General features: G+C 41.7%; 7 protein-coding genes and 1 tRNA gene. 4 read left to right on the top strand and 4 right to left on the bottom strand.

The genetic code is table 11. The features are described from left to right. The first annotated feature begins 95 nt into the window (after positions 1-95). The 3 genes from ppdK to N6B01_RS08495 all read left to right on the top strand — a co-directional run bounded on the left by ppdK (position 96) and on the right by N6B01_RS08495 (position 4,461). Positions 96-2,771, top strand: coding sequence for a pyruvate, phosphate dikinase (gene ppdK, locus N6B01_RS08505; RefSeq protein ID WP_262078286.1), 2,676 nt, complete (start codon positions 96-98; stop codon positions 2,769-2,771). A 149-nt stretch (positions 2,772-2,920) separates the two neighbouring features. Beyond that, positions 2,921-3,673 carry a polysaccharide deacetylase family protein gene (locus N6B01_RS08500; protein ID WP_262078285.1) on the top strand — a complete coding sequence of 251 codons (753 nt, stop codon included), beginning with the start codon at positions 2,921-2,923 and terminating at the stop codon, positions 3,671-3,673. A gap of 2 nt (positions 3,674-3,675) precedes the next feature. Continuing rightward, positions 3,676-4,461: a DUF1499 domain-containing protein gene (locus tag N6B01_RS08495; RefSeq protein WP_262078284.1), complete on the top strand. Its 786-nt coding sequence runs from the start codon at positions 3,676-3,678 to the stop codon at positions 4,459-4,461. Here the strand turns inward: N6B01_RS08495 and N6B01_RS08490 are convergent. Further along, positions 4,446-5,345, bottom strand: a complete 900-nt coding sequence (locus N6B01_RS08490) for an MBL fold metallo-hydrolase (protein WP_262078283.1) — start codon at positions 5,343-5,345, stop codon at positions 4,446-4,448. The genes N6B01_RS08495 and N6B01_RS08490 overlap by 16 nt on opposite strands. A 210-nt stretch (positions 5,346-5,555) precedes the next feature. Between N6B01_RS08490 and N6B01_RS08485 the strand changes: the two genes are divergently transcribed. Then, positions 5,556-5,629, top strand: a tRNA-Gln gene (locus N6B01_RS08485). A gap of 443 nt (positions 5,630-6,072) precedes the next feature. On the opposite strand, the gene N6B01_RS08480 is transcribed toward N6B01_RS08485, so the two are convergent. The 3 genes from N6B01_RS08480 to N6B01_RS08470 all read right to left on the bottom strand — a co-directional run bounded on the left by N6B01_RS08480 (position 6,073) and on the right by N6B01_RS08470 (position 14,003). Continuing rightward, positions 6,073-9,189 (bottom strand): hypothetical protein, encoded by a 3,117-nt coding sequence (locus N6B01_RS08480; RefSeq protein WP_262078282.1) that lies wholly within the window; start codon positions 9,187-9,189, stop codon positions 6,073-6,075. A gap of 461 nt (positions 9,190-9,650) precedes the next feature. Continuing rightward, positions 9,651-12,155, bottom strand: coding sequence for an ATP-dependent helicase HrpB (gene hrpB, locus N6B01_RS08475; RefSeq protein ID WP_262078281.1), 2,505 nt, complete (start codon positions 12,153-12,155; stop codon positions 9,651-9,653). A 180-nt stretch (positions 12,156-12,335) separates the two neighbouring features. Continuing rightward, the gene (locus N6B01_RS08470) at positions 12,336-14,003 is read right to left on the bottom strand and encodes a M20/M25/M40 family metallo-hydrolase (protein ID WP_262078280.1); all 1,668 of its coding nucleotides are present in this window, start codon (positions 14,001-14,003) and stop codon (positions 12,336-12,338) included. Between the last annotated feature and the right edge of the window lie 2 nt (positions 14,004-14,005).

Below are 14,005 nucleotides of genomic sequence, written 5' to 3'. Positions count from 1 at the left end.
TTTAAAAGTATTTAATTATAGTTTTCACTATGTTTGATAGCCTTTTAATAATGTTACGCAATTATAGATTATCGCGATTTTAAGGATCTTCCAAAATGACCAAGTGGGTTTACAGTTTTGGTAATAGCAAGGCAGAAGGTTCCGTTCGTCAGCGTGATCTTCTTGGTGGTAAAGGTGCAAACCTTGCTGAAATGAGCAATCTTGGTTTGCCTGTACCGCCTGGCTTTACTATTACAACTGAGGTTTGCACTTGGTATTATAGCAATAATCGCGGCTATCCAACTGGGTTGATAGCCGATGTGGATAAGGCTTTAGCAGAAATTGCTGTGTTAACTGGCCGCGTATTTGGTGACCGCGAAAATCCGCTATTATTATCGGTGCGCTCTGGTGCGCGCGCTTCCATGCCCGGTATGATGGACACAGTTTTAAACCTTGGTCTTAATGATGAAACGGTAAAAGCACTTGCTAAGCATGCGAGTGAGCGATTTGCATATGATAGTTATCGTCGCTTTATCCAAATGTATTCTAATGTCGTTCTTGATATTGACCATTCGGTTTTTGAAGAATTGTTGGATCATGCAAAAGCAGCCCATAATTATGAAGCTGATACCCAGATGACCGCAGCTGATTGGCAAGCCTTGATCGAACTTTACAAGGATGCCGTTGAAGAAGAATTGGGTGAACCTTTTCCGCAAGACCCGCAAAAGCAATTATGGGGTGCAATTGGCGCGGTGTTTTCTAGTTGGATGACTGCGCGGGCGATTATTTATCGTAAACTTCATTCTATACCAGAAGATTGGGGTACGGCGGTTAATGTGCAAGCCATGGTATTTGGCAATATGGGGGATGATTCTGCAACGGGTGTTGCTTTTACAAGAAATCCATCAACCGGCGCTAATGAGCTTTATGGCGAATTTTTAGTGAATGCGCAAGGTGAGGATGTTGTTGCTGGTATTCGGACGCCGCAAAATATTACCGAAGCTGCCCGCATTGCTGCGGGGTCAGATAAGCCATCTCTTGAAAAACTAATGCCTGAGGCTTTTGCCCATTTTACCGATATTGCCCATAAGCTTGAAGCCCATTATCACGACATGCAAGATCTTGAATTTACTATTGAAAAAGGTAAGTTATGGATGTTGCAAACCCGTAGTGGTAAGCGTACAGCAAATGCTGCTTTAAAAATTGCGGCTGAAATGGCGCAAGAAGGGCTGATTACTAGCCAAGAAGCGGTATTGCGGATAGAGCCGGCATCCCTTGACCAATTATTGCATCCTGCGATTGATCCAAAAGCCGCGCGTAAAATTTTAGCCTCTGGTCTGCCTGCTTCCCCCGGAGCTGCAGTTGGTGAAATTGTTTTTTCATCAGAAGACGCAGAAGCTGCCGCTGCTGAGGGGCGTAAAGTTATATTAGTGCGCATTGAAACAAGTCCTGAAGATATTCATGGCATGAATGCCGCTGAAGCTATTTTAACCACGCGCGGTGGTATGACCAGCCATGCTGCGGTGGTTGCACGCGGTATGGGTAAACCATGTGTTTGTGGTGTTGGTAGTATTAAAGTTGATTATCATAATAATAAAATGGTTGCCGGTGGTGTTGAACTTAAAAAAGGTGACATTATTACTATTGATGGCGGTAGTGGGCAAATTTTGCTTGGCCGCGTTGCCATGCTACAACCTGAATTATCGGGTGATTTCGCGCTTATCATGCAATGGGCTGATGAAGCGCGCCGGATGAAAGTGCGCTCTAATGCCGAAACACCTAATGATGCACGTGCTGCACGTTCTTTTGGTGCGGAAGGTATTGGTCTTTGCCGTACCGAGCATATGTTTTTTTCAGGCGAACGGATCATTGCGGTGCGTGAAATGATCCTTGCAGATAATGAAAATGGTAGGAAGGCAGCTCTTGCCAAATTGCTCCCAATGCAGCGTTCAGATTTTGTTGAATTGTTTGAAATTATGGCAGGGCTTCCTGTTACTATTCGCTTACTTGATCCGCCATTGCATGAGTTTTTGCCCAAAACGGCAGAGGAAATTGCTGAGGTTGCAAGTGTTATGGGAGTTGATGAAAAGCATTTAAGCGAGCGTGCCAATGCGTTACATGAATTTAATCCCATGCTCGGGCTTAGAGGCTGCCGTCTTGCAATTACTTATCCCGAAATTGCCCAAATGCAGGCACGAGCAATTTTTGAAGCTGCAATTATTGCGGCTAAAAACACCAATAGTGCGGTAATGCCTGAAATTATGGTGCCCTTGGTGGGGTTGAAGAGCGAATTAGATTTTGTGAAAGCGCAAATTGACAATGTCGCCAAAGCGGTGATGAGTGAGCAGAAAATGCAGCTTTCCTATATGGTCGGTACTATGATTGAGCTACCGCGAGCGGCAATACGGGCTAGTGATATTGCGCAAAGTGCAGAGTTCTTTTCCTTCGGTACCAATGATTTAACCCAAACAACCTTTGGTATTTCGCGCGATGATGCTGCGCCTTTCCTTAATACCTATTTGCAAAAAGGCTTGCTAGAACAAGATCCATTCATCACCATTGATATTGATGGCGTCGGCGAACTGGTGTCTATTGCGGCAGAACGCGGACGCAAAACGCGTGCTAATATCAAGCTTGGAATTTGCGGCGAACATGGGGGGGATCCCGCATCAATTGCATTTTGCGAAAAGCAAGGGCTTGATTATGTTTCATGCTCGCCCTTTCGTGTACCAATAGCGCGATTAGCTGCGGCACAAGCTGCATTAAAAGGTAAGACCCATAAGATATATTAAATAAGTTGACTTTTAGCTTAATTACGCTTCACCTGTGCTAGACCCTGACCTTAGGGGGGCTTAAAACAAGTGAAGCGTTTTTGGATTGCGCATTGATTAAAATGATAAAAAAAGCTTTTAATAAATTTATAAGTACAGCTGTGGCTTTAATGACCAGTACTATGGTTATTATGCCAAGCTGGGCAGTAGAAAAAACATCTTCAATTGAGCCATATCTTGCCATTAAAAAGGATATTGATCCACCACGCATTGCACTCACTTTTGATTTATGTATGGGAAAGACGGATCGTCGTATTTTTGATGTTTTGATTGCTGAAAAAATTCCTGCAACATTATTTGTAACTGCGCGCTGGCTGGTTAAAAATCCAGATGTTATTGCGCAAATAAAGGCTCATCCCGAATTATTTGAAGTTGGCAATCATGGGCAAAATCATATTCCAGCCATTGATGAACCAGGGACTATTTATGGGTTAAAGACGGCAGGCAGTTTACGTGCTGTTTGCGAAGAAATAGAAGGTGGAGCGCAAGCCATTGAAAAATCGGGTTTGATGTCACAGTTTAAGCCGTTTTATCGGGGAGCTGCAGCACGCTATACAACAAGATCGCTAAAGTTAATTGAAGATCTAGGGTTTCATGTTGCAGGTTTTTCAATCAATGGTGATCAAGGCGCATCGCTTTCAGCGAGTATGGTTTTAAGGCGGCTAAAAACGGCAAAGGATGGCGATGTTACTATTGCCCATATGAATCAACCAACGCGCGCTTCGGGGGCAGGCGTTGCCGAAGCTTTGCAAGATTTAAAAAAGCAAGGCATGCATTTTGTAACGCTTTCGCAAGGACTTGGAGTTAATCAAGGTGCACCAACACTACAATCTTGTGCCGAGTTTTTTAAGGGTACTCAATAAATATGCGTAAAAAATTTCAAAGAATGCCGTCTAAGGCAGCAAGATGGTCACAGCGCTTTGGTTGGCTGGCACTTGTTTTGCTAATCTTGGCTGCCATATGCCATCGCTTTGGTGTGCTTGCCAGTGACTATTTTTTTGTTATGGTTGGGTGTGTAGCATTTTTAGGGTTAGTTGCATTTATTTTGGCACTGAAGGGCTTTTTAGACCTTTGGCAAAGGGCTGATAAAGGCGGCGGTAAATCGATTAAAGGATTGATTTTGGCCTTTTTAGCCTTGTTGCCGATTATTGCTGCAGCTGTTGCTTATTTTGTCTTTCCACCCTTTTACGATATTGCCACCGACAGTGAAACACCGCCGCATTTTATTGCTAATAACCGACCAAGCGATGCTTTGCCTGTGCAACAATCCCTTTATTATCAGGCTAATGAGCAGCTTGCCATGTGGCCAGAGCTTAGCGGTAGGCGGTATGACGGATCGCCTGATAAGATTTTACCTGCGGTGTTAAGTGTGATAGATGATTTGGGTTGGAAGCATATTAGCCAAGCGGGAGAGGTTGGCAAAGATAATATGCTATTAGTTGAGGCAACCGCCAAAACACCAGTATTGGGTTTTGTGTCTGATATCATAATTCGTCTTAATGATGAAGGTGATACAACCTTTGTTGATATGCGTGCAACATCACGCTATTTAAGCCATGATCTTGGCATTGATGCACGTTTCATTTTAAACTTTATGGAAGCACTTGATGTTAAAGTTCTATTGACGCCAAGCGATCAACGAGAAGAGTAACTGCTATTAATTAGCGGCGATGTATCACAATGGATAAGATTGCGCTGATGTAAATCAATAAGATGCGCCCAAACGGAAAGAGCGGCTGCATTTTTTAATCTTGGGTCCAGCTTTCGATAAATTGCTGCAACAATTTCTGTAACCGTTGTATCGCCTTGTTGCAGCCGCTTAAGAATTGCGTTTTCTCGTAATTTTCGGTGGCTACGAAAGCCACGTATCAATTGTTGAGGGTTTGTAACTACGCCGCCATGGCCGGGCAGATAATAGCTATCGCTGCGCCCCATTAATTTTTCAAGTGACGCCATATAGTCTTGCATAATCCCGTCAGGAGGAATGATGACGGTGGTTGCCCATGCCATGACGTGATCACCAGAAAATAACATATCGTCTCCCATGAGTGCAAAAGCGATATGATCGCTAGCATGGCCGGGCGTGGCAATGCTTTGCAATGTTATTTCACTATTGCTGATTAGCATGTCGTCATTAAGAGAGATATTAAACTCTATATCGCTGTTCGTTGCTTCGCCACTTTGTTTGCCTTGGTTAGGCTGATCTTTTTTGGGTGTAAGAGGCGCTTTGCCAATGGGGGCAGAAAAATATTGGCTTACTCGATAGGCAAGGTCACTATGATCCGCATGGCTATGGGTGAGTATAATATGGCTGACATGACGACCATTAACCGTTTTGATTAAATTTTCGAAATGTTGGTCATTATTTGGTCCCGGATCTAGAATCATTAAATCTTTTTGGCCGATTATATATGTATTGGTGCCATGAAATGTGTAGGAGCTCGGATTTCTTGCGGTAAGTAATTGTATATTATTGGTGATTTTTACTGCCTTATCGTAATTTGGAGAAAATTCCTTATCGAAATCGATGCTCATTTGGTCACATTCATTGGCTTGATCTTAGGTTGTTAATAAAAATATTGTAAGGATTGCACAAAATTATGCAATAAATAAAATAGGTTAGCAAAGAAAATAAAAAAATATCAAAAAATATGCATTTTTTTTAATAATAGATATTGCACATATGAAATCAAGCAGCTATAAGACGCGCCAAGGACATGATAGAGTGTTCTTTAAAAATGATGTTGGGGTATAGCCAAGCGGTAAGGCACTGGTTTTTGGTACCGGCACCCCTGGTTCGAATCCAGGTACCCCAGCCATTTTTGAGCTTAAAGCTAAAAATAATTTTCCATAAAAAATAGTTAAATTCTTTTATATTTGCAACTGGTTTATTGTTGCAATTGTCAATTTATCGCGATGTTGGCTTTATTTTTGATGCCCTTGCAGAATATCCAAATTTTTTGCTGGACCTTAGTCCATGAGCTTAAAAATATTGATATTTTTTAAGATTTGTTCTTAATCGCAATTTTTTGGATTCTTGCAAAGATATTCTCTCGCCATTTTATTGCATTGAGCTTATGCTGACATTATTTAAATCAAATAATCAAAAGCTGTTTAATATTTTAGGCTCTTGCCTAGCTAAGTGATAATTATTCAATGTAAGGCTACGATAAAACATGAAAAATAAGACAGAATATCAGTAGGTTAACCTTTCAAAGGCGATTTTAATGATTTGCATTTCATTAAAATCGCCTTGATCACTTTAAAAGTCATATTTAATTTTTATGCCGCCGCTACCGCCGCGTCGTTCCCCAATAAAGCCCTGACCAACAAATTCAATAGTAAAGTCTCTATTATGATGTAATGGCTGCCAGTTAAGTCCTAATTCGAAAATACCGGTGCCACCTTTAAGGCTTGGCCTATCTAGCTGTAACTTATAGGCTGTGGCTGCAATGTCTCCCTTAAATTCATATTCATAGGCAGCACCGACAAATGGCTGGAATTGTTGGCTGTAGTGATAATTGTAGCGGCCGCCCACGCGTAAGCGAGAAGATTCTGCCGTTTTAAAATTTAAACCATCTTTGCCAATTTTTACGTCTTCGCCTTTAAGCCTTGACCAGCTATAACGACCATAAATATCAAGATTATTTTTTTCATGGAAGTTAAAAACATAACCCGTTGCAATATGAACGCTTTGATAGTTAGAACGGCTGTTATAAGTGCCGCGATAGCCCTCGCCATCGAAAATATCATTCGTATCAAAATCGTATTTTATGGTGCCGGCGCGCCATGAGCCTTCCATATAAAGCCCATCAGCGGCATTGATATCAAGCTTTGCCACGCGGTTTAAACCAGTATTGGCGAAATCTAAGCGGAATAAAACACCACCACCATTATAATTGATATTTCCATCACCATGAACGGCATTATAATTGCTAAAATAGTTATAGCTATCATAGCTTGCTTTGCCATATTCATAAAAGCCGCCAATGGTGAGTAGACTAGTATTTTTAAACTCGTATCCCGTTGCTAGACCTATGGCTGCATTAACACCGTCAATATCGACATGGGAACCTGTTTTGTATCGGCTGGAACCACCATTGATAATTGCAAAGGGTATGAGGCTGGTTGGGCGCCCGCTTTCAGCTGCTTGGCGAATAGCAGAGCGTGCGGCACGTATACCATAATCAGCAATAAGATCACTGCCTTGGTTTAAAAATGCCATTGCTGCAATGCGGCCTTCTGAAAATGCCTTAGTGCGCGGATTAATGTGCCCTGCGGGTTTGGGTAAGGTAGCTTCAGGCGCTGTGGTCTCTTCTGTGGAGCTAGAGCCGCCAGTGTCTGTACCTCCGGTATCGGTTCCGCTGGTATCGGTGCCTCCAGTATCGGTCCCACCAGCATCGGTGCCGCCAGTGTCAGTACCTCCGGTATCGGTTCCACCAGTATCTGTGCCGCCCGTGTCAGTACCTCCGGTATCGGTTCCACCAGTATCGGTTCCACCAGTGTCAGTGCCTCCGGTATCGGTTCCACCAGTGTCAGTACCTCCGGTATCGGTGCCGCCAGTGTCTGTACCGCCACTATCTGAATTTTCATCTTTAATTCTTAAGACAAATTTATTATTTTCATCGACTGTTACTTCGACATCATAAATAAGAAAGAGCCCTTGTTCTATTTGAGTGGGAACCGAGGATGGCGTTCCTGTCGCATTGCTGATCAATGTAACTTCATCACCAACATTAAGGCGATTACCATCATTTTCCATAGCAATGGTGTGATTGGTCCCATTAAGATCAACATTATTCCGGCTTGTAATATTGATAATGGTGTCGTTATTGACGACATTTTTTGGTAAAATCCAGTTATAATTCTCAATATTATAAATGCCCCAAACACTGCCACGATAGCCATTAAGATTTAATGTGTTACCCGTAAAAAAATCAGAGCTTGTATTTGAGCGATTACCAAAGCCACCGAAAATTCGGCCTGTAATGTTAAGATTTTCACCATTAAGTGTTATTGTATTATTTGTTGCATTGCCTGAAAAGCCGCTCATGGCATTGCTATAACCACCATAAACATCGCCTTTAATATTAACTTTTCCAGATAATTCAACATTATTATTGGTAATATTGCTGCCCGTTGTCGTTGTAGGGGTGCTAGAATTGAGGCTAGTTGTCCCCATGCCACCGTAAACGCTCCCGGTTATCGCCGTATCACCGGATATAGAAACTTTGTTACTTGCAACCTGTGTTGATGTTCCATTATAGGCATAGCTGTATGAATTACCCCCATAAACAGATCCTGAAATTGTATTCTGCCCGCTAATCAAAACTTCATTATTGGTGACTTGTCCAGCAATAGTACCATAGCTACGGCCACCCACGACATCAGCTGAAATAACCGCATTGGTCCCATTAAGGGTTACTGTGTTGTTGGTTGAGACGCCTCCTAATCCACGTGTGGCTTCGGTATATCCCCCATAAACGCTTTTATTGAGTTGTGCATTGCCGGTTATCGTAACGATGTTATTATTTGTATTGCCCGATGCGCCAGCTGTATTTTGGCTATACCCACCATAAACAAAGCTTGTAATAACTGCATTATCCGAAATGGTTACTTTATTGTTTAGGGCATTGTTAGCGATGCCATTTTGCGTAATATTCCCACCACCTGCAACAATACCACTAATTTTTGCATTACCCGAGATTGTTACTTCATTACTTGAGGTCTCACCAGTGGAGACATAAAAAGTTGAGCTATAGCCACCATATACATCACCGCCAATTATCGCGGAGTGAGATATAATAACCTTATTTTCATTGGCAAATCCAGCATTTCTTCCAAATGTATACCCACCATAAACGCCTCGGCTGATTTGCGCGTTGTCGCTTATAGTAACAATATTGCCAGTTGCATTGCCGCTATTGCCAGTCCTTAAATAGCTATAACCACCATAAACTGACCCTGCTTTAGCGCTACCAAATATAGTGACACTATTATTGGTAACATCATTGCCAGTACCCGATGTTAAATAGCTAATACCGCCATAAATATAACCGGGTGTTTCATAGCTGCCATCGGTGGTTAAATCATTTACAGATATTGTGTTGCCAATAAGATTGGTGGTCGTGCCGTTGCCTGAAAATAGGCTGCGCCCTAAATTACCACCTGTCGGATCTGTTCGTAATATTGATTTGTCAGTGCCATCATAAGCCACATCCTCTGCATAGCTTGAGGATAGTATGGTAGTACTTAAAAAAAACGAAGTTAGTCCGAAAATTAGTAATTTGGTAATTGGCGTATTAATCAACCATGGTTGATTTTTAAAGACATGTTTCGACATTAAAGGAGACCCAACCGCAGATTCCAGCTTGTACATCGCTTGAACCTATTATATTTTTATATTTATATTTAATTACATAGTTATTATTTAAATTAGTCAATATTTTGACGGCTATTCAATAAATAATAAAAGTAACAGGTACTAAACTATTCATATAAAAGCCATATTTTGTTCCGAAAAAACACAACATGAGAATATGAGAAATTTATAAAGTTAAATTATGATAAACTAATATTCGAATTAAATAAATAAAAAATTAAATTGAATGGTAATTGGAGAGATAAGTTTAAGCGATTTCAAACCAATCAAGAAGTTGGTTTTCTATTTTTAAAATAGGAATTGATATATTCTGCAAACAACGAGTATTAGGCCGAGTACACCATTAAAATCCTTTTTAGCCAACATTTAAATATTTAAGAAATTTATTTCTTTTTTATATAATCCTAAAAGCTTAAAGTCTTAATTAGATAGGTTTTACTCACACCGGCAAAAACACATTAACTGCCGCGTGGTTTAGCCCGTGTTGTTGGCATAGCTTCGGCTGGGTTTTCAGGCCATAAATGCTTTGGGTAGCGCCCACGCATGTCACTGCGTACATCTTTCCATGATCCAGTCCAAAAGCTTGGTAAATCGCGCGTAATTTGGATAGGGCGATGCGCTGGTGATAAGAGTTCAATAATAAGGGGAATCTTATTCCCCGCAATTGTTGGATGGGTGATTAAGCCATATAGTTCTTGTACGCGCAATGAAATAGTTGGTTCTTCGCCCTCATAATCAATTGCAATTTTTGAGCTAGTCGGCGCGGTAAAATGGGTGGGTGCAAGGGCGTTAAAATCGCGTTGCAAATGATACGGGATCAAAGAATATAAGCCGTCGCTTAGCATTTTACTGGTTATTGCGCTAAGCTCTGCCTTGCCATTTAAAAATGGTAAAAGCCATTCATCTAATTGCTGAAGCAATGCGTCATCATTTACATCGGGCCACGGCTCGCCCAATCCTTTAAATAGCCAAAATAGTCTTTGCCGCATTTGCTTGGCATCTTTACTCCAAGCTAAAAGGCTAAGACCTTTTTGTTGTATTATTTCAAGCCATTTTTGGTTGGCAATATCGCCTTTAGGGCTGGGTAGATTCTTTTCACTTAGAGAAATAGCGCCAAGATTTTCGCGCGCTAATGCACGAAGAGTGCGGCTTTGCTCATCAAAATAAACCAGTGTTTCTTGGCTTATTGAGCTGCCCTGTTGGGCATAAAGGCTATCTTCACTAAGGTTTGCCGCCGCTAATATGCGTGTGCGCTCAGCGCTACCAGTCAAGTCGGCGATAACTAAAAATGCACTATTGGCTAAAGGTTCAACAGCATCCATATAGGCTCCGCGCCCATTACATAGCAAAAAACCTCCTTTTTTAGCGCGTGCTTTGGCGATCCTATCCGGCCACGCGTCCATCAAAAACTCGCTTGCTGGTATAATATCGCTATTGTTTGGCAATTTTTGCTTTTTTGTTGATAATTGAGCCGCTTCATCCGCAAGGGATTTTGCAAGTCGCTTCACATCTTGGGCGCGCTTTGATCGATCACGTTGGAAAAAACGCAGTCTTTCATCAATATCAATATTATTGCCACCAAGTCCCCGTTCTACAAGCAATAGTGCAAGCTCTGCCGCCGTTTGAGCTTTCCCTCTTTCTGCGGCTTTTAATACCATATGCGAATAGCGTACAGGCAAACTCAAGGCACGCATGGCTTGCCCCATTAGGGTTAGTCTGCCATTTTTGTCAATTGCATCTAATTTGATAAGTAAGTCGCGTGCTTCTTTTATCGATGGCAGGGGAGGCGGATTTAAAAAACGCAAGTTGGCGGGATCTTGTACACCAAAGGCTAAGCAATCCAAAACAAGGTTGGATAAATCAGCATTTAGTATTTCAGGCGTTGCAAAGGCAGGAAGCGCGGCATTTTGCCCTTGTAGCCAAAGGCGAATAGCAATGCCTGTCTGGGTACGTCCTGCACGCCCAGCACGTTGATCAATGGATGCACGTGAGGCACGCACCGTTTCAAGCCGTGTTAAACCACTTGCTGGTTCAAATATTGGCACTCTTGCAAGACCACTATCTATGACAATGCGCACATCTTCAATAGTTATTGAACTTTCGGCGATGGAGGTTGCAAGTACAACTTTACGCGAACCTTTTTGGGCGGGTAGAATAGCATTATCTTGATCTTTTATATCGAGTGTTCCAAAAAGCGGAGTAATAATAATGCTGTTGCCGTTGATGGTTGGATTGTCGCCTAAGCTATTTTGAAGCCTTTGCTTTGTTCGCTCAATTTCGCCTCGACCGGGTAAAAAAGCTAAAATACTGCCATCTTCTTCCTTTAAGACTTTGATAATGGCGCGGCTCATGGCGTCTTCAATGCGTTCATCATTAGCTTTTGGGCTATAACGAATATCAACATTATAGCTTCTGCCTTTGCTTTCAATAATCTGCGCATTATCTAGCAAGCTGGCAACGCGTGCGCCATCAAGAGTTGCTGACATAACGATGATTTTTAAATCATTACGCAAACCTTCTTGTACATCAATAGCTAGTGCAAGACCAAAATCGGCATCAATATTACGCTCATGAAATTCATCAAAAATAACGGCGCTAATGCCATTTAGTTCTGGGTCATCAAGCACCATACGAACAAAAACGCCTTCGGTCACAACGATTATGCGTGTGTCCTTAGAAATTTTTTGGTCCATTCGCATGATGTAGCCAACTTGTTGCCCAAGAGACTCTCCAAGTAAATCGGCCATGCGCCTTGCTGCCGCGCGTGCAGCCAAGCGGCGCGGTTCAAGAAGTATTATTTTGCCATTAGGATTTTTTTTAAGTTTATCCAGTAAAAATAATGGGATAAGTGTCGTTTTACCTGCCCCGGGCGGTGCAACTATTACTGCACGATTATGCATTTTCATGCACTCGTGAAGCGATCCAAAAATTTCAGTTACGGGTAAAGGCGGCAAATTTATCATGCGTGTTTTATAAAAAGCATCAATAGCTTTGGCAAGGATATTGTAAATACAAAAAATTTAAATACCCCATGTTTGCATGTATCAATTTTATTGGCACTTTTACGTATAAACGATTTAGAGCACATTAACGGCTTAATAAAAGCTAAATGTGCTCTAAATTAGTATGTTGATATTATGGGATTATAAAATTTCTCGAGCGATTTGGCCCAATAACTTAGGCAATTGATCAAATGCATAAGGTGCGTAAACACGCTCAAGTTTTTGATGAAATTCTCGTCCCCAAGGTCCAATATTAACCACAGGAAAGCTAAGGCTTTGGCTTGGCGGATTATCTTGTAAACGAGAAATGGGCGTATTATTGGCAATTAAATTATTTTTATCGGCCTTTTGCCCCAAAAAGCTCATATCCGATATGCCTTGGAAATAAGGCTTCCAAGTAAGCACTTGATCTGCAAGGTCTTGATAAGATTCCTTGGCATGATCAATTGCCGCGTGGAAAGCTTTATCCTTATCGAGCTTGAGGTCAAGATGGCTTGCAGGATAATGTAAACCAGCAAAACCAATAATGATAGCAGGACCATTTATCTTTGCTTGATTTATAAGCCAATCTGTTAGTAAACGACTTACGGTTAGCGGGTTATCAGTTTGGTTTAGTTCATTTTGTTTTTGCTCATACAGTGCATCGAAATTTGCGCCTATAGTCGCTTTGGCTTGTTGCAGTAGCTCTGCATATTCGATAATCTTTGGCTTAGCTGGCACTGCGCCAGATTTTTTGCCAACCATATAGCTGTAGTTTTTAGCTTGCTCGGTAAATTGCTCAATAGCTTGGTTTGCGCATTTTTCTACGGCTTCTTTAAAATGATGAAATAATGTTTCAGCTCTCATAGAATGGTAAAGCCAATTGAAAGCCAACCAAAAACGCTCTGGCGTTGTTACTTCATAAGCATCACGCAAATCTCTTGCCTCAAGACATATGGGGGCCGGTGAAATGTCATCCTCATTCTTATCGGCTAAGGCTGCATTGGCTTCGAAATGGCTAAGAATTTTAGCACCTATTGCTAAAGCACTTACTCCTTCATAAGGGTAGCTTGCATGGGCACTACAACCAACAACAAATGCAAAGGGTAATAATTTACCAATTGTGCCGGCATAGATTGCGCGCCCCTCACTGCCGTTGCCTTGATCGGATGTTACATCAAGATTAATGGCACCAACAATTTCAAGGTCATTTTCTTTAACAAAAGTTGCAAGGCTAGCACGCAGTGAGCGCATGCCACGACTTTCACGCTCTTCATCTGGGGTAGCAACGAGAAGAATGTTACCCTTGCGTTGGGTATCAGCAATAAATTCTTCAACACATACGATGCCAGCGGCAAGTCCACTTTTCATGTCAAGCATACCGCGGCCGGGCAAAAATTGACCGGTTAATAAGTCTTGATAGGCACATTCTTCTTGTTCAGAACGCACTTTATTCGCCAAGGTTTCGATTAAGGCTTCGGCAAGTTTTTCACTTTCGCAAGCAAGGTTTTGTAATTCATGATAATTATCAATTGATACTGTATCAAAATGCCCCGCTAATATCAGCGTTTTTTTACCATTCCCTCTTGCTAGCGCTAAGACATTCGAGGTTAACGGTTCGCCATGGCTTGGTGATTTAACAATATTGTGCGGATTTTGGTTGAAATAGGGTATTTCTTTTAAAAGCCCAATATATTTGTCCGCAAATTCGGCTTCGCCTCTACTGCCTGTCTCACTGTTAAAAGCAACCATTCTTGTTGCTAAATCTGAACATTTATTTTTATAAAGATTGGGACTATTTCGTTTATTATTATCGGTAACTTGCGGCATTT

Origin of the sequence: Bartonella sp. HY406 (genome assembly GCF_025449315.1) — a bacterium.
Classification (GTDB): domain Bacteria; phylum Pseudomonadota; class Alphaproteobacteria; order Rhizobiales; family Rhizobiaceae; genus HY038.
The sequence above is the reverse complement of the archived record's forward strand: the minus strand, read 5'-3'. Positions and strand labels throughout refer to the sequence as shown.